Below are 18,879 nucleotides of genomic sequence, written 5' to 3'. Positions count from 1 at the left end.
CTGTTAATAATAGAAAAGTAGGTTTTTCAGGAATTGCGATGATTACTCCGCAGCAAGTTGAAGCAATGATCAAAGCGGAAATGCCAGATGCCCAAGTTCAGGTGCAAGACTTGACCGGTGGTGGCGACCACTATCAAGTGACAGTAGTTTCATCGCAATTTGCGGGTAAAGGACTGGTGCAGCAGCATCAGTTAGTTTATGGTGCTTTGCGCCAAGCTATGTCAACTGAAGCTATCCACGCCTTGGCATTAAAAACATATACTCCAGAAACTTGGCACTCAACAGCTTCCTAAAGAAATTAGTCCATAATCAACGACTATTAGCTATCAAAAATATCAGCAAAAGTAGGGAACACAACAACCATGACACCAGAAGTAAAACAAAGAATTGACGAATTAGTTAAAAATCATAAAATTTTCGTTTTTATGAAGGGAACTAAGTTAATGCCCCAATGCGGTTTTTCTAACAACGTTGTGCAGATTCTTAATACTCTGGGCGTTCCCTTTGAAACCATTAACGTTTTAGACGATTACGAAATTCGCCAAGGCATCAAAGAATACTCCAACTGGCCGACAATTCCCCAAGTTTATATTGATGGTCAATTCATTGGCGGTTCTGATATTTTGATTGAACTTTACCAAAAAGGTGAATTACAACAAATGGTAGAAGTAGCATTAGCTTCTTAATCCAATACAACTTAACCTAGCATTAATTTGGGTTGCAGCAAAGCATCCCATTTTTTTTTAATTCAAACAACAAACCTATCATTAAAAACTCCGCGCTCCTCTGCGTAAACCTCTGCGATACTTTGCGTTTAAAAATAAAACTCCCATCTCTACCTAAATGCTAAATACCCCTCAAAGGTTGAGGGGTAAATTTTTGTAATTACAGGATTCCCAAAGTTAACATTAATACAGTTGTTGACATTAACAGATAATATGCTATAATTATCTGCGTTGGTTTATCGCCACTAAGAATAGATTTTGAATTAGTAATAATCATGCTGTGGCTGGGGTTGTGGCATGACAAAATTTGACGCATCGTACAAGTAACGACTGGCTTCTTCCTCCAAACGATGAATCAGAAATGGTTCAATAACGTTCCCATTTCGCAGTGCGGCTAGATAGCCATCCAAATACATCCGCATATCATCCGAACGATACCCGCGATTCCACAATTCGACGAAGGCGTCGGTAATTTTTTGGTAATGGCGGATGGTTTGTGTGTCTTGGAGCATAACTGCTGTATTGATCTCTTTGGAATGAGAATTTTAATTGATTCCGACTAAAAAGTGAAGGGGTCTATTTTCCGCCTCTGCTCTCAAAAGGTTTGATATTTGCTGTTGGTAATGCCTCCAGCAACTACATACAACATAGTTACATCCTATTCCAGAAAAAATCAATTAGATTATCCAATCAGGTATTTTTATAGTTTTTTTGGATAATAGCTGGACTGGAAAGTAATGAGTTATGTTACTAGTAGCAGGGCATTGAGCCGATGGTAACTTAACATAAATTGTCCTTTTGGCGGTGGGTTTTCGTTATAGGTATTGGGCTAGTATAGATAATTATAAGTATGTGTTTGTCTCGAAAAAATTGAAGTGCAGGAGATGATTATTAGCTTGCCGTGTAGATAATTTTTAGTTTCTTAGGATGCTGTTTTATTCGTAAATAGCACATAGGATACTAAACCGGAAAACTTTTAATAATCATAACAAAAATTTAATAAAATTACTAATTTATCTCTAAAACATCCAGAAAATAAACATTTGGTCAATTTATTTATTCAGGAATTATAAAGGGAATTATTAAGGGAGTAACAAAGACTACAAAACCTAGAGCATGGGCTTGTTACTTTGAAATTCATCAGACGCTAAGGGGTCTTGCCGCCGTGGGTTCGGTTTGTATTGAAATCGTTGAGGGGAATCCCCATCTGAGATCGTTGCTTGGCTGGCACTTGCAACAATTGGAGTATAGAGTTCATCAAGCTGCTAGCATTTATCAAGCTAGGGAAGCTTTTTTAAGCCAGCAACCAACCTTGGTTATCCTAGATGCAGATTTGCCAGATGGAGATGGAATTGAGTTTTGTCGGTGGTTGCATCGTCAGCAACAGCCGCTTATCTTGATGCTATCTGCTCGGAGTAATGAAGCTGATGTAGTCGCAGGCTTGAAGGCTGGAGCTGATGATTACTTGAGCAAACCTTTTGGAATGCAAGAGTTTCTGGCTAGGGTAGAAGCATTAATTCGGCGTAAGCGCACACCAACTGCACCGGCTTACTTGGATTATGGTACTTTGCAAATTGACTTAGTACAGCGTCGTGTCCGATTCCAAGGGGAGTTTATTGACCTCACACCCCAGGAATTTAGTTTGCTGTACGTGTTAGCACAAGCTGGTGGAGTACCTTTGAGTCGGTCTGAGTTGCTGCGTCGTGCTTGGCCTGATGCTATTGACAACCCGCGTACCATTGACACTCATGTCTTATCGTTACGCAAAAAAGTTGAACTTGATCCCCGTCAGCCGAGTTTAATTCAAACTATTAGGAACGTGGGATACAGATTTAACATGGAAATTTTGAATGCTAATCTTCCTCAAACCCAAACAAAGTTACCAAAGGAGAGATTTAGTAACCAACGCTCAACACTGACTGGACAAAGATCATAGGTTTTACAATTTCCAGATAATGAAAATTGTTAATTTCAGTGGGGTATTAGCTCCATTCTTCACTGATTTGAGCCTCGGCGTGCAGTAAATGTTCTCGTAAATTAACCCAGTCGATATGAGAGGCTGTTTGATCAGATAACAAACTTCCTTGCTGGAGATTTAACAACCGGGTGCAAAATATCTGGGTTAAATCTAATTGATTGTTAACCATCAAAATTGTTGTTTGATGGGTTTGATTGAGTTTAATTAAAACTTGCATGAGATGGGTAGCTTTGCCAATATCCAAATTGGAGGTTGGTTCATCTAACAGCAAAATTGGCGGTTGAATGACTAAAGCGCGCGCAACTGCTACTAGCTGTCGTTGTCCAACCGAAAGTTGTAGTTCAGTGCGTCCTAACCAATCATTGGGAATTTGCAGTTCTTCTACCCAATGATTTATTCGTTGCTGAATTATCTGTTTAGGTAATTTTCGTAAAACTAAAGGATAAGCCAAGGCTTGCTGGACTGTCATCCCCAACAGCCTTGGCTCTTGTAATACCAGTGTCAGCATCTGGCGCAATTTGATAATCGGAATTTGGCGATAATCTTGATTATCTAGATAAATCTTGCCGCTAGCAGGTTCACTCAAACGGTTAATCAGACGTAACAGTGAAGTTTTACCAGCACCAGAAGAACCGACAATTGCTAAACGTTCTCCAGGGGAAACCGCAAAGGAAATATCCCGCAATATTGGGTATCCCTGAAGCTGAGTTTTCAGTTTAGCAGACAGATTAACTTGTTCTAGCCGTAGTTGGTGCATTAGGGGTATAGGGGTGTAGGGGTGTAAGGGTGTAAGGGGTGTAGGGGTGTAGGGGTGTAAGGGAAATAAATTCTACCTTGTCTACCTTGTCTACCTTGTCTCCCTTGTCTACCTTGTCTCCCCCAGTCCCCAGTCCCCAGTCCCCAGTCCCCAGTCCCTTCTTTAGCTAGCTAAAGCTGTGGTGATAGTCCAGCCATCAATTAACAATAACAGGACTGTACATCCTAATAAAATCAAATACATCCACGGTTGTGCTAAAGGGCGAACATCTGTGGTGTCTATACCTGTTTTAGCTTGCACTATATTAACTAAACGGGCGAATCCTGCTACTCGCATTGGTAGTAGATAGGCTTTGCCATCTTGACTGAGAAAATAATAAACTAACCCACCTTGACCAGTAGAACGGGGTTTAAGCTGTTTAATCTCTGACCAAGGTAAAGACCAACCTTTACGCCAGAAGCGAGAAACCCAAGCTGGGTAAGTTACTTGAATTGTTTGTTCGTCTACAATTACTCTTTCACTTAAAACTGCATACAAGCCAACAAAGCCAAGACAAATTCCTACCCACAACAAAGCGGGAGGGGTAGGCGCAGCTGTGGCTTTGGCTAAAAAGGGTAAAGGTAAAGTGAGTGCGAGATAAAGACTTAGCAGCGTAATCCGAATTAGGGGAGATAAACGGAAAATAGACGCTGAAGTATTAGCTGAATTTGTGGTCACAGTTCCATCATCAATACATGGGCTTTTGATTCAGTCTAACTGCTATTGGGGATGGGGCATTGGGCATTGGGCATTGGGCATTGGGCATGGGGAATGGGGAATGGGGAATGGGGCGTATCAATTCAAAATTCAAAATTCAAGAGTTTTTCTGCCTCTGCTCCCCTGCTCCCCTGCTCCCTTGTCTACCTTGTCCCTTAACCCTATTCCCCAGTACCCAGTACCCAGTCCCCAGTCCCCATTCCCTAATTTACGGTAAATATTTCTGCACCACACTCCAACCTGTGAATGATACCCAGGTAAAACCGAAAAATAAAATAATATTCGCGGTAATATGTAAAGTCCTAGCCCAAGGTCTGCGGCTATCAATTTGTGTGGCACTAAAGGCTGATATTACAACTAATGCTACTACTACTAACCCAGCCCATAAATGTGAAGAGTGTCCTAATGAACCGAAGTGACCCAAAGTGCCGATTATACCAATAGCTAACAGTAACAGCACTAAACTAACCATGCTGATGCCTATTGTATAGTGGAGCGATCGCCACGACCCCAGCACACCCCAATTACTCAACCAGAAATCACCCATATCCCGATGATTTCTCACGCGCCACATCCAAAAGCCTGTAACAGCTAACAGCAAATAAGCCAGTATCGACAATCCCATCGACCAAGCAGCTATTTTCCACAACCAGAGAAAAGAAGGTAGGTGCATAAGAGGGGTTAAGGGAATGGGGAATGGGGAATGGGGTTAAGGGAATTGGGAGACAAGGTAGACAAGGGAGCAGGGAGCAGGGGGCAGGGAGCAGGGAGCAGGGAGCAAGGGGAGTAAAACTCTTGAATTTTGAATTTTGAATTTTGAATTTTGTAGCTTGCTTCCCGCAGGGTATTTTGAATTGATACGCCCCATGCCCCATTCCCAAAAATAAAAAGGCTGCTGAACTTAGCAACCTTTACAGATGTAAATTCATTTTTTATCAATTGATGCTTAACCGGAAACTGTTAAAGGTTTTGTTGTATCACTAGATTTTGTATTATTTGACTGAACAAATGCCTTTGTACTAATAGGGTCTGCACCGACTGAGTTAGTATCTAATTCACTACTGCTATGCTCGATAATTGCCAGGCGATCGCACGGAATTGTATCCGATAAAATCGCACTTGCCATCATCCCTGTATGAATCTCCATTTGAGCTTCTAGAGGAGCTTCAAACACGAGGCGTTGTCCAGGAAACACAACCCTTTCAAAGTACCAATTGGGAATATTGGAGATGCGAGCCACCTGGATTTTGCTCGTGGCATTAACGTAGCAGCAGAGAACTTTCCCCAATTGCTCAGGTGGTAGAGGATCTAATATTTGAGCCATAACTGCCGAGGAGCTTTACGCCACAATTTTACATTACACCAGCAAAGTTAACACTTGCTGATCCCTATATGTTGTAACTCCGACTACCAACTGAAATTTTCTACGTTATTTCTATCTAAAGTTATGTTCAAGTTATGAATTTTTAATAAAAAAATTGTCAGCCCAAATAATTTTACACTATAAAGGAATTTTTTTTTATTTTTCCCTATATTAATTAGCTTATTGCATTGAATATCATCAATGTTACTCATAGTTAGTTACTTAACTAGTTTTGATTTAATTTCTCCTCAATGAGTATTTTTTGTTTCATCTATCCTCAGACATAGCCCCAGGGATCATTGAGGAATGATGGAAGGTCTGTATAGCTCAAGTCTATGCACTACTTTTCATTCTTAATGGTAAAGTCACAGGCTTTTACAGCTAATTTCTGATGAACTCAATGTTATGGTAAAGATATATGAAAATTTTCTTCATAAAACCTTACTCATACTCCTCGATCTTAAGCAAATCTACATACCAACAATTTGCTTAAATGTCAAGTATGATTGTCAATAAAGTGCTAAATTAACCAGCACATGAGAAATTGATACTTTCTTGGACTTTCCCCAAAAAACGGCAAGATGATGGAAAATCGTATTCTTTACGTTCGCCTTCCTTGTAACCCTATTTTTCCCATAGGGGTTGTTTATCTTAGTGATCATGTTCACAAGGTTTTTCCCAACATCGAACAACGAATTTTTGATTTGGGAACTGTTCCACCTTTAGACTATGCTTCAGCCTTAGACCGTTGTATTGATGAATTTCAACCAACGTTACTAGTATTTTCCTGGCGGGATATTCAAATTTATGCGCCAGTCGGGGGACGTGGTGGCAATCCACTACAAAACGCCTTTGAGTTCTACTACGCGAAAAATCCCTTCATTAAATTGCGTGGGGCTTTGGGTGGTTTGCGGATTTTTATTGCTTACTATGTAGAGTTATGGCGTAATCTGGGATTAATTAAACGGGGTTTAAAACGAGCGAAGCAGTATCATCAATCAGCCCGTGCGGTTGTGGGTGGTGGTGCAGTCAGCGTATTTTACGAACAGTTGGGTAAAAGCCTACCCCCAGGAACAATTATTTCTGTGGGTGAAGGGGAAACCTTACTAGAAAAATTTCTCAGTGGTAGAGAATTTCGAGATGAGCGTTGTTATGTAGTGGGAGAAGCAAAACCACGACAAAGACTAATTCACGAACAACCTACCCCCCTAGAAAAAACCGCCTGTAACTACGACTACATAGAAACGATTTGGCCAGAGTTTAACTATTACCTGCAAGAACAAGACTTTTACATTGGTGTACAAACTAAACGCGGTTGTCCTCACAACTGCTGTTATTGTGTGTATACCGTTGTAGAAGGTAAACAGGTAAGAATTAACCCCGCCGATGAAGTGGTGGCAGAAATGCGCCAACTCTATAATCGTGGTGTGCGTAACTTCTGGTTTACCGATGCCCAGTTTATCCCAGCACGGCGATTTATGGACGATGCTATCGAACTCTTACAGAAAATCGTTGATTCTGGGATGACGGATATTCATTGGGCAGCATACATTAGAGCCGACAACCTCACACCAGAGTTGTGTGAGTTAATGGCGAAAACAGGGATGAATTATTTTGAAATCGGTATTACTAGCGGTTCTCAAGAACTCGTGCGAAAAATGCGGATGGGTTACAATCTGCGAACTGTGCTGCAAAACTGCCGTGACTTAAAAGCAGCTGGTTTTAACGATTTAGTCTCTGTGAACTATTCCTTTAACGTTATTGATGAGCGTCCCGAAACCATTCGCCAAACCATTGCTTACCACCGGGAACTAGAAAAGATTTTTGGTGCTGATAAAGTTGAGCCAGCTATCTTTTTCATTGGTTTGCAACCCCATACCCATTTAGAAGAATATGCCTTTAAAGAAGGGATTCTCAAACCAGGGTATAATCCTATGAGTTTGATGCCGTGGACAGCCAAAAAACTGCTATGGAATCCCGAACCCCTGGGTTCATTCTTTGGTGAAGTGTGCTTGCAAGCCTGGCAACAAAACCCCAACGATTTCGGTAGAGAAGTCATGAAAATCTTAGAAGAAAAGTTGGGGTGTGCCGATTTAGAAGAAGCTCTGTCTGCACCAATTGAAACGAAACAGAAACAGTTAGCTAGCGTATCTTGAACAATGGGCATTGGGCATTGGGCATTGGGCATTGGGGTAAATATTTCTACCTTGTCTACCTTGTCTACCTCCCCCTGCTCCCTGCTCCCTGCCCCCCTGCCCCCTGCTCCCCTGCCTCCTACCCCTGCCCCCTGCTTATGTTAGAAGGTTCAATTCTACAACTGCTAGAAACAGCCCATCGCCAAACTACCAGACCGATTCGCTTCGGGGTGTATTATAAGAATACACTGGTGGCTTTGTGCCATGCGCTGGAAGACCATATATTAAGCGATGACAGCACACCTTTGGTAATTACTGCCTTTCAACGGGGTAAGTGGTATTTACAAGAGGCAGAAAGATATGCAGACATTGCCCAAAACAGCCGTCAAATTGTGATTATGGCTGCACCGGAAACGGGGTTTGCGGAACACCCGACTAGCCAACTGTCAAATGTAGACTTGGTGGGATTAGATGCAAATGATCCTGTAGCTCAAGAATGGCACTTGATTATTTTATCGCCCAAATACACAGCAATGGTACTTTGTCAAGAGTTATCAAATGCTGATTATGGTGATAGAGGATTACCTGCTACCGACTTAGAGCGCAAATTTTATGGGTTGTGGACATTTGAGCCGATGTTGGTGAGAGAAACAGCAGAATTAGCGATCGCTCACATTCAAAAGTACAATCCAGAGTTAGCACAAAAATTACTGGCACATCTACAAGCAATTCCCCCGGCTATCATTAATCCAGAAGACTTGAGTACAGTCGTCTCCCGTGTTGTAGATTACCTGCAAACTGGCCAAGAACAACTATCGATTCCCATAGCATTACGTCAGCAAGCCTTAGATAACAACCTGCTATCTAACGAAGTGCAAGCATTTTTGCGGATGGCACAATTGATGGATTTAGGCGATATTAACAATCCTATGGCCGCTACGGAAGTAAGTGCGATCGCTGAAACAATGGCACAACTTTTGGATCTCCCTGCATGGCAAATCAAAAGATTAAAACTAGCAGCATTATTACATCGCATAGATCCACTCCGCACCACACAAAGCGTTCTCACTCCTACGACAAAACAAAAGCCAGAAACAGCCCCTAGTTGTCCTCTAGTACCAGGCGCGCAAGTATTACGCAAAATGCCCAGATTAAGAGCATTAGCCCAAATTATCACCCACCAAACCGAACATTGGAATGGCACAGGAGAACCAGCCGGATTAGTTGGTGATGCTATTCCCTTAGAGTCAAGAATTTTGGCATTAGTTGCAGACTTTCAGGGGCGAGTTAATCAAAGAAAATCTTCCCAGCAGCCACGGGAAGAAATATTTGCTCAAGCCTTAGCAGAATGCAGACAACAACCGCAGCGTTTTGACCCTAAACTATTAGATGCACTCACTTTGTTAGTCATGGGCTTACAACAGGGTTTAGACTTACCCCTGATGACACCCAAAGTCAGTACAGGTATGTGGCTGCTTGATTCCCGATGGGATAGCCAAAGCAAGACTAGTCAAGAAATTCGTAGTTAGCCCCATGAATATTGAAGCTATTAGACAAGGACAACTCAAACATCTTCCAGGGGTAAATTTAGAAGATGAGGAACTTTCTCAGCTAGATTTAAGCCGGATTAATTTGGCAGGTGCTACCCTCGTTGGTACTAATTTCGCAGCATCTAAGCTTGAAGGTGGACATTTAGAAGGCGCAAATTTGATGGGTGCTAACCTCCAAGCTACAGACTTACGAGCTAACCTCATGGGTGCTAACCTCATGCAAGCAGATTTAACTGGTGCGGATTTACGAGGCAGCAACTTGCGGGGTTCTAGCTTGATGGGGGCAACACTTAGCGATGTGTCCTTAGCTGGTGCATTCTTAAGTGGCGCAAATTTGATGAATGTTAACTTGCAAGGTGTTGATTTACGTGGTGCTGATTTGCGTGGTGCTAATCTCACAGGTGCTAATCTCAAAGGCGCAGATTTAAGCCGTGCTGACTTGCAAGGGGCTAATTTAAGTGAAGCTAATTTAGAAGAAGCCGACTTACGCGGAGCTAATTTAGCCGGGGCAAATTTTACGGGAGCTAACTTGTTATGTGCTGAGTTGGAAGGTGCGAATTTTAATGGTGTAAATTTAGAGAAAGCTTGTATAGTCGGTACTTTAATGGAGAAAGGGTTATAACCATAACCTCTGAATTGAATAAGCATCAAAAGCCGAATCTCGGCTCATTAAAACTAAACTATGATTCATAGCTTGCGCCACCAGAAGGCGATCAAATGGATCACGATGGTTAGTTGGGAAAGAAAGTTTGGCATATACTTCAATATCTTCAAATCCTATAGGCAAAATTTGAGCATTGATATATTGCAATTCTGCCAACAACCCGTCAACTGGTCGATTAATTGTCAGCTTACCAATGTTAATTTTAATAGCTATTTCCCACAAACTAACAATACTAAAATATAAATTCGCTTTCGTATCAATAATTTCCTTTGCTTTCATTCCTAAATTGCGATCGCCAAGCAAATACCAAAGGAATGTATGAGTATCTAAAAGATATTTCATCTTACATATATTCCTCTAAATCTGCTAATGGTTCATCAAAATCATCAGACATAATTATTTCTCCAGCCCAACTACCATAACCATGCGTTTTTTCAATCTTTTCTGTTGATTTTGTAAGATTTGGATAATTTGCTAGTAAATATTCCGCATAATGTAAAAGTTCTGTTTTGAGAGTATCTGGCATTTTAAGAACGGCTTGCCATAAAGCTGCATCTGTATTCATAAATACTCCTTTTCATTAACTACAAGTCATTATTTATTATCTAGCCATTGTGAATCTGTCTTCATGTATTGCTGTAGCATAAAAACAATTATGATTAGCTACTTCTTAAAAAAACTACAAATCATTTCACCCGGACTATTTGGAGTAAATTGAATTACAGTCCTATCTTTCTGTAGTTTAAACTTACCTCGACAATTGTAAGTTTCCACAGGTGTTTTAACTCCATCCACACTTACAGATGCCTGATATTCCCAATATTTTTTGGCACTACGTTTGATGCTGAGAATACAAATCTGATGCCCTTCATAGTTGCGGCAGACTTTAGCCCACACTGGATTAGCCCAAGAGAAAGATATTATTAATATTACTAAAATCACACTGTATTTGATCATAATTAACCTTTGACACTCCGCCGCCACATCCAAATCGCCAAGATACTCATAAAAAATACCCCCATTAATCCTTGCAAGGGATTATTATTTACCCCAGTTACCCAGTCAGGCACTTGTCCCGAATATTTAATTATTCCTCCCACATTAATAATGTAGTAACCCCAAACCAAACCCCCATGTAAACCTATTGGTAAGCCTAAGCGTCCGCGTCGCCAACGCTTTCCCCATACCTGAGTTAACCCCAACAATACTAAAGCAGGAAATTGTGGCAATGTTTGGATAATTGCTGCCAATGGCCTGATGAAATGTAAAACTGCAAAAGTGAGTGCATTGATCCATAATGCTAGATTCTGATTGTAATCTCGTTGCAACTCATCTAATAACCAACCACGAAATAATAATTCTTCTGCAAACCCTACACCTAAACCAACAAGTAAACCTTCTAAAATTAACTGAGGAAGAAATATTTTAGGTTGTTGCCATACTAGCCAACCGAAAATACTTTGTAGCCCAAATAAGATAAAAATATTAATTATTCCTAAAATTAAACCGCAAAGCAGTTCTACACCATTACGCCGTGTGAATTGCAATCCATAAAAACTTAGTATTCTTGGCTGTTGATAGACTTTATTACCCCATAATTTCAACAGGAAAATAAACTCTACATATAACACCACCATTGTCAAGATACTTTCTAAGTTAGAATCATCTACTAATAAATAAATTGGTGCAGCTATGGGTATCCACAGCAACAATAACGCCAAAATAAAACAACCCAGCCGTATAGGGGCAGGGCGTTGAGCTAAATTGAACAAATTAATTTTCATATCTAGTTGAGTTTAAAGTCACCAGTCTATCATTTCAGATCATGACTATTGACTCAAAACTTATCGCAGCAATCAATATTTTGAGACGAGGACTCAGTACGGTAGGGCATACCGGAACTTACGCTACAGGAGATTTACCCTCTTGGGCGATTGGCCTCGGCCTGTCGTCTAACGGCGAGTCTGTGAATGTAGAATCCCCACGCCTTTAGGCTGGGGAGTGTCAATCTTCTGGTTCTATGGTGCTGCTGAGTCCATGACTTTTGAGAGTTTCACAATAAAACTCGGCGTGTTCTTGCGCGCAGGTAATTACTAAAGCTAACCCATTGGTGTGGGCTTCCATCATGATACTAACAGCCTGGGGCTGGGTCAGACTTGGTACTGTAGTTAGTAGCACTTGTACCACGTACTCCATAGGGTTGTAGTCGTCATTATGGAGCAAAACGCGATACCGAGGCGCAAGCTTGCGGGATGTAGAACGCTTCTCAATGGTTTCGACTGACACAACTTTTGCTCTTTTTATTGCTGATTTACTACAACAGGGTTCTGTACTAGCGATCGCTTCACAGTTTTTCACCTATTTTATAGCATTTTAACTAAAACTTCATGACAGGTAAAAATTTTGCTAGCAACACTCACAAGATAGCAGAGAGCAAAATCCCCTCCCACTCTTAAAATAAAAATAGCAGAAACCACGAACTGACCCGTGCGACTACCCTAATTAGGTGATGATAGACATGAGTCTCGACTTTCAACCAGGACAAATTGTGTCTTTAGAGCATGGCGACAGAAATCTGTATGCAGAAGTGATACAAGTTGTGGTTTCCCGTCATCTTTGTTGGGTACGCCCATTCTTGCTAGTCACTCATACCCCAGAACTGCCCATCATTACCGACCTCAGAGATAGTTCTGACTTGCTTTGGCCTATTGAGTTATTTCGGCCAGCCCTAGATACAGAAATCATCACTTTCTTAGGTCAACTTTTAGCCAAAGAACCAAAATCAGAAATAGACACCCTAGCAAAACAGCAACTTCATCAGTTTATTCAGCAACTTTGGCAAGCTTATCAAGAGAAAGTAGGGAGTAGGGAGTAGGGAGTAGGGAGTAGGGAGCAGGGAGCAGGGGGAGACAAGGTAGACAAGGGAGCAGGGAGCAAGGAAGCAGGGGGAGTAACACTCTTCAATTTTGAATTTTGAATTTTGAATTTTGAATTGATTAGCCCCATTCCCTAAACATACCTAATTCCCGCATCCTGCATCCGTTCTATTCCCTCTTGTAACCGTTCGTCAGGAATAGTCAGGGCAATTCTGATGTAACCTTCTCCTGATGCACCGTAGCCATTGCCTGGGGGAACTAAGATACCGCATTTATCTAGCAGGAGGTTAGCAAATTCGGCGGAAGTGTAGCCTGAAGGAACTTGCACCCAAACATAAAGTGTGGCTTTTGGTGGCTCAATTGGCCAGCCTAATGATTGTAATCCTTTGACAATTATGTCACGGCGGTTTTGATACACTGACATCAAGCTTTGTAATTCAGCTTCATCAGTATTGTAAGCTGCGATCGCTGCCTGTTGAATAGCTTTAAACACTCCAGAATCTACGTTGGTTTTTACTTGGCTCAACGCTTTAATCCCAACGGCATTACCTACTACAAATCCAATCCGCCACCCTGTCATATTGTAAGACTTAGACAAGCTGTGGAACTCAATTGCGACATCCTTAGCCCCTGGAATTTGCAATACACTCGGTGGTTTGTAGCCATCATAAGCCATTTCAGAATAGGCATGATCATGACACAGTAAAATCTTGTACTGCCGACAAAACGCCACTAATTCCTCAAAAAATTCTAGAGTCGCTAAAGCCCCAGTGGGATTATTTGGGTAATTAATCCATAACAATTTGGCTTTGTGGGCTACAGCTTCAGGTATGAGGTTAAGATCAGGTAAAAACTTATTTTCAGCCTTCAGAGGCATGGTAAACGGCTCACCCCCAGCAAAAATTGTCGCCGTTCGGTACACAGGATAACCAGGATCGGGTATCAATACATAATCTCCCGCTTCCACGAAGGCTAAAAAAGTATTATGTATCGCTTCCTTTGAACCAATAGAAGATATCACCTCTGTATTCGGGTTTAGTCCCTCAACCCCAAACCGTCGTTCCATCCACTCAACGGCTGCCTTCCGAAATGCTGGCATACCATCGTAGGGTGGATAATTATGATTACTCCCTTCATCAATTGCTGCGTGCATTGCTTCGAGAATATGAGCAGGAGTCGGCTTATCAGGATCACCCACTGCCATATTAATGATGTCAACTCCTTGATTGACAAGTTCTTCCCGTTTCCGGTTAATCTCAGCAAATAGATAAGGAGGAATTTTTTCTAAACGTTTAGCAGGCTGCATGACAACTTTTTACTAATGCACAAGTGGAGGCTCATTAGCACAGTTTACGCCACACTAGGTAAATAAATAGTAAATATCGTGCAGAAGTACCAGCTGTTTTTTCGATGATTTTCGCAAATTCAATTTTTGAGAGAAAAATCTCGCAGCAATCAACAAATTTAATATCCCAGACTAGAAACTAGCTGAATACGTCCAGCATCCATCTCTGCCATCAATAATTCTAAAGCTTCGTAATCTACATCAGATATATAACCCTGTTGAGTTAATTCTGAGTTGATTTCGTTTTCTATCTCTGGAGTGAGTTTTTTAATATCAAGAGCTTTTTCTACTAACTGACGAATTACGTATTTAGTTCTCATAGGTAATATGAACCCGCTATACGGTGATACTAAATTATCCAAGATGAAGTTCAGTATAAAATGTGATCGTCATCCTATTATACTAGTGACTTAGATCACACTTAAACTAAGTAGATAGTTCCTGATTAAACTTAACAATTGTGATCGAAATTGTGAGCAGCAAATGCACGTAAACCCTTGCTAAATCAAGGCTCACTTGGCTGGATTTCTATAAATTGGCATGAATTTTCAGCAGAATTATCGATGACGTTTTTGCTGTCTTCTGCCTGGTGGTAGTCTATGTTGATTTTTTTGTGAACTTTCCAGAAAAAAAGTATATACGAATACAGTTAACCCCGAAATTATGACAATCTTTAAACAGACACGGAAAAAAAATAAAGATTCAGCAAAGAGATTTAAGACATCTGGTCGATGTTCAAGCAAACAGTTTATGTTCAAATAAATTCAAGCTTAGTGGTTAAATAACTCTGATGAGGATGGCTATATGCAAGCAGTATTAAACAGTCCAACAATTGCAGTTATTCGTCCTCAGGGCTACCTGAATGCGACCAATGCCTTAGAATTTGAGCGTGAATTATCCACAACTTTGGCTCAAGATGATGTTACTAGTTTGTTAGTAGACTTAGCCGCAGTAGAGTCTGTTGATAGCTCTGGACTTATGTCGCTAGTATCTGCACTCAAATTATCTCAGAAGTTAGGCAAAAGTTTCCAGCTTGATTCTGTCTCCCCTGCCATTAAAATCATTTTAGAGTTGACCCAACTTGATCAGGTTTTTGCTATATCTGATACTAAAGTCCAATAAGTAATATTGTCTAGGCAAAGCCAAAAAATAAATTATTCCAATTTCTAGACTTAACACCCGACAATACGGGAAACTTGGTAGCCTCGCATCTAAAGATCGAGGAGGAAAAGTGACTCGTGCGACTTTAGTCGCAGTCAAAAAAAATGGTAAAATAGTAGCGTGAGTAAGGTAATACTCCTACGTGAAGAACCATCCTAGTACGGCGAACTCCCGGCATCTTCGGAATTGCATTGTGACAATCTCCCAAGAATGCAAGTAAAGGCAGGATGGGGAGCGTACCGAATTGGCTGAGTGGAGAACCCCGGAAAGCATTAATTAATTGAATAAATAACGTAGCTGTAAGACTCATGGATGTCGTATGTTCAGTGATGTCAAGCAGGTAGGGGGACTTTTGACTGTCCCTTCTAAGTGTTTCTTAGAGAATCCCCCGACTTTTTGTTTAAATGAGCGTAGCGAAATTTAAACGGTCGGGGGAGTGTCAAGACTATTTTTCCTCCCTGCACCAGAGCCTACCAGAGCCTACCAGCAAACCCCTCTGGGGAAGCAACCTACCCGTAACTTCCCGCAGGGATAGAATATTTTTTTAGCGAAGTCCCCAGTTGCTCGCACATAGGTTAGCCAAGGCAACACAAGCCATTTTTTGGGCAACTGAGTGTAAAAGAGTTATAACTTACGACCAGAAAAGCCAACCAAAGAGCTAATCAATGCTAATGTTGGAGGGAAGAAGTAGCTGTAATTCAAGTAGCTCAAAGTTGGCAAAGTGGCTATTGCATTTGAACAATTAATCACACCGGATATCTTAAAGCCAGCCCGTTACTTGGGTAACGAACAACTGGCAGTACACAAACCTTGGGATAAAGCAGTCGTCCGTTGGGTGTTGACTTATCCCGAAGTGTACGAAGTAGGTGCATCCAATTTAGGGCATATCATTCTTTATAATATCTTGAATGCCCAACCTCGGCAGTTATGCGATCGCGCCTACCTACCAGGTACAGACTTAGCAGCTAAACTCCGGGAAACACACACTCCCCTGTTTGCCGTTGAGTCGAAGCGACAACTAAAACAATTCGATATTTTAGGTTTTAGCCTCAGTTATGAACTAGGCGCAACCAACATTTTAGAAATGTTGGATTTAGCGGGAATACCCCTAACATGGCAAGAAAGATTAGAGGGTGATTATCCGCTCATCTTCGCCGGTGGACAAACGGCAACATCTAACCCTGAACCCTACGCTGACTTTTTTGACTTTTTCGCCTTGGGAGATGGGGAAGAACTTTTACCAGAAATTGGCTTAGTCTTAGAAGAAGGTAAACAAACCGGATTAAGTCGGGAAAATTTACTGCTGGACTTAGCACAAATTCCTGGGGTGTATGTACCACAGTTTTATACCCCAATATCAGACGGTTCAGTACAACCACTCAGGGCAGATGTCCCAGAACGGATACTGCGGCGAGTAGCTACCCCAATTCCCGCCTATTCTATTGGACTAGTTCCCTACGTAGAAACCGTACACGATCGCCTGACCATAGAAATTAGACGCGGTTGCACCCGTGGCTGTCGCTTCTGTCAACCAGGGATGCTGACTCGACCAGCCAGAGATGTCGAACCAGAACAAGTAGTAGAAGCCATTGAACAGGGCATGAGAGCGACTGGCTATAATGAGTTTTCGCTCTTGTCTTTGAGTTGTTCTGATTATTTAGCCCTACCAGCCGTAGGGATGGAAATCAAAAATAGATTAAGAAATGAAAATATTTCCCTGTCACTCCCCAGCCAACGTGTAGATAGATTTGATGAAAACATCGCTAATATTCTCGGTGGCACACGCCAAGGCGGCTTAACTTTTGCCCCCGAAGCTGGCACACAAAGGATGCGAGATATCGTCAATAAGGGTTTAACCAACGAAGAACTATTACGAGGTGTGAAAACAGCCTGGGAACAAGGTTGGGATAAAATTAAGTTGTATTTCATGATCGGCTTACCAGGGGAGACAGATGCCGACGTTTTGGGGATAGCGGAAACAGTCAGTTGGTTACAAAGGGAATGTCGGGGTAAAGGCAGAAGACCACTCAACTTCAACCTGACAATTTCTAATTTCACCCCCAAACCTCATACACCATTTCAATGGCACTCAGTTTCCACCAGTGAATTTAAGCGCAAGCAAGAGCTATTGCGGCAAGCCTTCCGGCGCATTCGGGGCGTGAAAGTCAATTTTACAGATGTCCGCATTTCCGCAATGGAAGACTTCATTGGTCGAGGCGATCGCTCTTTGGGTAAAGTATTACGCCGTGCCTGGGAATTAGGCGCAGGCATGGATTCCTGGTATGATAGTGTAGACAAAGCTTTCGCCGCCTGGGCAGAGGCAATCAACGAAGCTGGTTTAGATTGGAAATACCGCCAAGTCGAAAACGGAGAATGGAATCTGTTTGCGACACAACAAGAGAGCAAGGGAGTAGAGGAGCAGGGGAGCAGAGGAGAGTCCCAGTCCCCAGTCCCCAATCCCCAGTCCCTCGAAGCCCCCCTCCCCTGGGATCATATAGATACAGGAATTGATAAAAAATGGCTGATTGAAGACTTACAACACGCTCTAGAAGCCGCAGTTGTCCCCGACTGTTCCTTTGAAGGTTGTTCCCACTGTGGTGTGTGTGGCACAGATTTTGGTCATAATATCGTCATCGAGCCACCTGCCATCCCCCAATTCGCTGGCGATTTTGTTCCGAACATCACTAAAACCCAACGTCTACGGGTTTGGTTTGGTAAACAAGGTAATATGGCCTTGCTGAGTCACCTCGATTTGATGCGGTTGTTTGACCGAGTAGTACGACGGGCTAGTTTACCAGTAGCCTATAGTAACGGCTTTCATCCCAGCCCCAGAATTGCTGTAGCGAGTGCTTTAGCTCTAGGGGCTACAAGTAGCGGTGAGATTGTCGATTTTGAGTTAACTGAACTTGTTGAAGTGGAAGCATTTCAACGAAGATTAACTCAAGAACTGCCCCCAGATATTCCTGTGTATCGTGTGGCAGAAGTAGACTTAAAAGCTCCAGCCGCCAATAAGTTACTCGAAAAAGCCGAGTATCTAATTACCATTGCCGCCTCTAGTGAAGTCACATCAGCACAGTGGCAAGACTGGATAGCAGGAATTGAGGCGCAAGCAGAAATTATCTGTGAGCAAACTACTAAATCTGGTAAGACTCAGATGATAAATCTGCGCTCACGGTTGTTTGAGTTGGAATTAATTTCTACCAGCAACACGGAAACCGAAGCGATCGCTATTGTGCGTTATGTTGGTAGCTGTCGGCAAGATGGTTTTTTATTGCGTCCTGAACAAATTCTGTTGATGCTGGAAATAGTCGCTGATCAAAACTCAGCTACTCCCAAAACAGACTTCACAAAATTTCATCTTCTGCACATCCACCGCAATCAGCTCATCTTAACGGTATAATCCTAGAGGGCAACTGGCTAGTAGTTGCCCCCAATCGCAATCATAGGAATTGATTTTTAGCAAGGTTGCGTTAGAATGAGATGAAGAGAAATTTTCTGACGCTGCATTGAAGAAACTGGTTCACAACTACCCTGGTCATCAGGGAGCAACGAGCAAGATATCAGAGTGA

Annotated in this window: 22 protein-coding genes and 1 pseudogene; 10 read left to right on the top strand and 13 right to left on the bottom strand. The window is 41.9% G+C overall.

From position 1 onward, the window contains the following. Positions 1-38: 38 nt before the first annotated feature. Positions 39-293: a BolA family protein gene (locus ACPZ3T_RS26435; protein WP_490272392.1), complete on the top strand. Its 255-nt coding sequence runs from the start codon at positions 39-41 to the stop codon at positions 291-293. A gap of 69 nt (positions 294-362) precedes the next feature. Further along, positions 363-686: a Grx4 family monothiol glutaredoxin gene (grxD, locus tag ACPZ3T_RS26430; protein WP_490272391.1), complete on the top strand. Its 324-nt coding sequence runs from the start codon at positions 363-365 to the stop codon at positions 684-686. A 302-nt stretch (positions 687-988) separates the two neighbouring features. Here grxD and ACPZ3T_RS26425 read toward each other — a convergent pair whose 3' ends face one another. Then, complete coding sequence (locus tag ACPZ3T_RS26425) at positions 989-1,237, bottom strand: DUF6761 family protein (protein WP_103139212.1); 249 nt, start codon at positions 1,235-1,237, stop codon at positions 989-991. A 653-nt stretch (positions 1,238-1,890) separates the two neighbouring features. On the opposite strand from ACPZ3T_RS26425, the gene ACPZ3T_RS26420 reads away from it, so the two are divergent. Beyond that, positions 1,891-2,661 (top strand): response regulator transcription factor, encoded by a 771-nt coding sequence (locus tag ACPZ3T_RS26420; protein ID WP_490272390.1) that lies wholly within the window; start codon positions 1,891-1,893, stop codon positions 2,659-2,661. A gap of 46 nt (positions 2,662-2,707) precedes the next feature. Here the strand turns inward: ACPZ3T_RS26420 and ACPZ3T_RS26415 are convergent, their stop codons facing one another. From ACPZ3T_RS26415 to ACPZ3T_RS26395, 5 genes are all read right to left on the bottom strand, one after another. Then, on the bottom strand, positions 2,708-3,460 hold the full coding sequence (locus tag ACPZ3T_RS26415) for an ABC transporter ATP-binding protein (RefSeq protein ID WP_490272389.1): 753 nt from the start codon (positions 3,458-3,460) through the stop codon (positions 2,708-2,710). Positions 3,461-3,622: 162 nt separating this feature from the next. Beyond that, positions 3,623-4,177, bottom strand: a complete 555-nt coding sequence (locus ACPZ3T_RS26410; protein WP_490272387.1) for a hypothetical protein — start codon at positions 4,175-4,177, stop codon at positions 3,623-3,625. A gap of 10 nt (positions 4,178-4,187) precedes the next feature. Beyond that, a complete protein-coding gene (locus ACPZ3T_RS26405; RefSeq protein ID WP_490272386.1) occupies positions 4,188-4,310 on the bottom strand; it encodes a hypothetical protein in 123 nt (40 codons plus the stop codon). Between the two features lie 114 nt (positions 4,311-4,424). Next, a complete protein-coding gene (locus ACPZ3T_RS26400) occupies positions 4,425-4,889 on the bottom strand; it encodes a DUF4079 domain-containing protein (protein ID WP_490272385.1) in 465 nt (154 codons plus the stop codon). Positions 4,890-5,162: 273 nt separating this feature from the next. Further along, positions 5,163-5,540 carry a DUF1830 domain-containing protein gene (locus ACPZ3T_RS26395; RefSeq protein WP_490272384.1) on the bottom strand — a complete coding sequence of 126 codons (378 nt, stop codon included), beginning with the start codon at positions 5,538-5,540 and terminating at the stop codon, positions 5,163-5,165. Between the two features lie 620 nt (positions 5,541-6,160). Here ACPZ3T_RS26395 and ACPZ3T_RS26390 point away from each other — a divergent pair. The 3 genes from ACPZ3T_RS26390 (at position 6,161) to ACPZ3T_RS26380 (ending at position 9,886) form a co-directional block, all read left to right on the top strand. After that, positions 6,161-7,735 carry a photosystem II high light acclimation radical SAM protein gene (locus tag ACPZ3T_RS26390; RefSeq protein ID WP_490272383.1) on the top strand — a complete coding sequence of 525 codons (1,575 nt, stop codon included), beginning with the start codon at positions 6,161-6,163 and terminating at the stop codon, positions 7,733-7,735. 137 nt (positions 7,736-7,872) lie between these two features. After that, complete coding sequence (locus tag ACPZ3T_RS26385; protein ID WP_490272382.1) at positions 7,873-9,243, top strand: DICT sensory domain-containing protein; 1,371 nt, start codon at positions 7,873-7,875, stop codon at positions 9,241-9,243. Between the two features lie 4 nt (positions 9,244-9,247). Then, positions 9,248-9,886: a pentapeptide repeat-containing protein gene (locus ACPZ3T_RS26380; protein WP_490272381.1), complete on the top strand. Its 639-nt coding sequence runs from the start codon at positions 9,248-9,250 to the stop codon at positions 9,884-9,886. Here the strand turns inward: ACPZ3T_RS26380 and ACPZ3T_RS26375 are convergent. The 4 genes from ACPZ3T_RS26375 to ACPZ3T_RS26360 all read right to left on the bottom strand — a co-directional run bounded on the left by ACPZ3T_RS26375 (position 9,881) and on the right by ACPZ3T_RS26360 (position 11,712). After that, positions 9,881-10,270 (bottom strand): type II toxin-antitoxin system VapC family toxin, encoded by a 390-nt coding sequence (locus ACPZ3T_RS26375; RefSeq protein ID WP_490272380.1) that lies wholly within the window; start codon positions 10,268-10,270, stop codon positions 9,881-9,883. The genes ACPZ3T_RS26380 and ACPZ3T_RS26375 overlap by 6 nt on opposite strands. 1 nt (position 10,271) lies before the next feature. Continuing rightward, positions 10,272-10,493, bottom strand: a complete 222-nt coding sequence (gene vapB, locus ACPZ3T_RS26370) for a type II toxin-antitoxin system VapB family antitoxin (RefSeq protein ID WP_490272379.1) — start codon at positions 10,491-10,493, stop codon at positions 10,272-10,274. 98 nt (positions 10,494-10,591) lie between these two features. After that, on the bottom strand, positions 10,592-10,885 hold the full coding sequence (locus ACPZ3T_RS26365) for a hypothetical protein (protein ID WP_490272378.1): 294 nt from the start codon (positions 10,883-10,885) through the stop codon (positions 10,592-10,594). A gap of 2 nt (positions 10,886-10,887) precedes the next feature. Continuing rightward, entirely contained in the window at positions 10,888-11,712 is an 825-nt protein-coding gene (locus tag ACPZ3T_RS26360; RefSeq protein WP_490272377.1) for a CPBP family intramembrane glutamic endopeptidase, read from the bottom strand. Positions 11,713-11,762: 50 nt separating this feature from the next. On the opposite strand from ACPZ3T_RS26360, the pseudogene ACPZ3T_RS26355 reads away from it, so the two are divergent. Beyond that, positions 11,763-11,921 (top strand): annotated as a pseudogene (locus tag ACPZ3T_RS26355) (RNA-guided endonuclease TnpB family protein); the annotation flags it as partial. A gap of 11 nt (positions 11,922-11,932) precedes the next feature. On the opposite strand, the gene clpS reads toward ACPZ3T_RS26355, so the two are convergent. Then, positions 11,933-12,214, bottom strand: a complete 282-nt coding sequence (gene clpS, locus ACPZ3T_RS26350) for an ATP-dependent Clp protease adapter ClpS (protein WP_490277377.1) — start codon at positions 12,212-12,214, stop codon at positions 11,933-11,935. A 232-nt stretch (positions 12,215-12,446) separates the two neighbouring features. Between clpS and ACPZ3T_RS26345 the strand changes: the two genes are divergently transcribed. Next, on the top strand, positions 12,447-12,803 hold the full coding sequence (locus ACPZ3T_RS26345) for a hypothetical protein (RefSeq protein ID WP_490272376.1): 357 nt from the start codon (positions 12,447-12,449) through the stop codon (positions 12,801-12,803). A gap of 134 nt (positions 12,804-12,937) precedes the next feature. Here the strand turns inward: ACPZ3T_RS26345 and ACPZ3T_RS26340 are convergent, their stop codons facing one another. Both ACPZ3T_RS26340 and ACPZ3T_RS26335 read right to left on the bottom strand, forming a co-directional pair. Continuing rightward, entirely contained in the window at positions 12,938-14,110 is a 1,173-nt protein-coding gene (locus ACPZ3T_RS26340) for a pyridoxal phosphate-dependent aminotransferase (RefSeq protein WP_490272375.1), read from the bottom strand. A gap of 158 nt (positions 14,111-14,268) precedes the next feature. Further along, entirely contained in the window at positions 14,269-14,469 is a 201-nt protein-coding gene (locus ACPZ3T_RS26335) for a hypothetical protein (protein WP_490272374.1), read from the bottom strand. Between the two features lie 484 nt (positions 14,470-14,953). Here ACPZ3T_RS26335 and ACPZ3T_RS26330 point away from each other — a divergent pair, with 484 nt between their 5' ends. Next, positions 14,954-15,271, top strand: coding sequence for an STAS domain-containing protein (locus tag ACPZ3T_RS26330; RefSeq protein ID WP_490272373.1), 318 nt, complete (start codon positions 14,954-14,956; stop codon positions 15,269-15,271). Positions 15,272-16,031: 760 nt separating this feature from the next. After that, a complete protein-coding gene (locus ACPZ3T_RS26325) occupies positions 16,032-18,710 on the top strand; it encodes a TIGR03960 family B12-binding radical SAM protein (RefSeq protein WP_490272372.1) in 2,679 nt (892 codons plus the stop codon). Positions 18,711-18,879: the final 169 nt, after the last annotated feature.

The sequence above is a fragment of the Aliinostoc maniaoense genome (assembly GCF_058172895.1).
Note: the sequence above shows the minus strand (reverse complement) of the source record. Positions and strands in the feature narration are given on the sequence as shown.

Excerpts from the sequence above, each read along its gene's own strand:
- ACPZ3T_RS26435 (WP_490272392.1), top strand. The coding sequence starts at position 39 with ATGATTACTCCGCAGCAAGTTGAAGCAATGATCAAAGCGGAAATGCCA.
- grxD (WP_490272391.1), top strand. The coding sequence starts at position 363 with ATGACACCAGAAGTAAAACAAAGAATTGACGAATTAGTTAAAAATCAT.
- ACPZ3T_RS26425 (WP_103139212.1), bottom strand. The coding sequence starts at position 1,237 with ATGCTCCAAGACACACAAACCATCCGCCATTACCAAAAAATTACCGAC.
- ACPZ3T_RS26415 (WP_490272389.1), bottom strand. The coding sequence starts at position 3,460 with ATGCACCAACTACGGCTAGAACAAGTTAATCTGTCTGCTAAACTGAAA.
- ACPZ3T_RS26400 (WP_490272385.1), bottom strand. The coding sequence starts at position 4,889 with ATGCACCTACCTTCTTTTCTCTGGTTGTGGAAAATAGCTGCTTGGTCG.
- ACPZ3T_RS26395 (WP_490272384.1), bottom strand. The coding sequence starts at position 5,540 with ATGGCTCAAATATTAGATCCTCTACCACCTGAGCAATTGGGGAAAGTT.
- ACPZ3T_RS26390 (WP_490272383.1), top strand. The coding sequence starts at position 6,161 with ATGATGGAAAATCGTATTCTTTACGTTCGCCTTCCTTGTAACCCTATT.
- ACPZ3T_RS26385 (WP_490272382.1), top strand. The coding sequence starts at position 7,873 with ATGTTAGAAGGTTCAATTCTACAACTGCTAGAAACAGCCCATCGCCAA.
- ACPZ3T_RS26380 (WP_490272381.1), top strand. The coding sequence starts at position 9,248 with ATGAATATTGAAGCTATTAGACAAGGACAACTCAAACATCTTCCAGGG.
- ACPZ3T_RS26375 (WP_490272380.1), bottom strand. The coding sequence starts at position 10,270 with ATGAAATATCTTTTAGATACTCATACATTCCTTTGGTATTTGCTTGGC.
- vapB (WP_490272379.1), bottom strand. The coding sequence starts at position 10,493 with ATGAATACAGATGCAGCTTTATGGCAAGCCGTTCTTAAAATGCCAGAT.
- ACPZ3T_RS26365 (WP_490272378.1), bottom strand. The coding sequence starts at position 10,885 with ATGATCAAATACAGTGTGATTTTAGTAATATTAATAATATCTTTCTCT.
- ACPZ3T_RS26360 (WP_490272377.1), bottom strand. The coding sequence starts at position 11,712 with ATGAAAATTAATTTGTTCAATTTAGCTCAACGCCCTGCCCCTATACGG.
- ACPZ3T_RS26345 (WP_490272376.1), top strand. The coding sequence starts at position 12,447 with ATGAGTCTCGACTTTCAACCAGGACAAATTGTGTCTTTAGAGCATGGC.
- ACPZ3T_RS26340 (WP_490272375.1), bottom strand. The coding sequence starts at position 14,110 with ATGCAGCCTGCTAAACGTTTAGAAAAAATTCCTCCTTATCTATTTGCT.
- ACPZ3T_RS26335 (WP_490272374.1), bottom strand. The coding sequence starts at position 14,469 with ATGAGAACTAAATACGTAATTCGTCAGTTAGTAGAAAAAGCTCTTGAT.
- ACPZ3T_RS26330 (WP_490272373.1), top strand. The coding sequence starts at position 14,954 with ATGCAAGCAGTATTAAACAGTCCAACAATTGCAGTTATTCGTCCTCAG.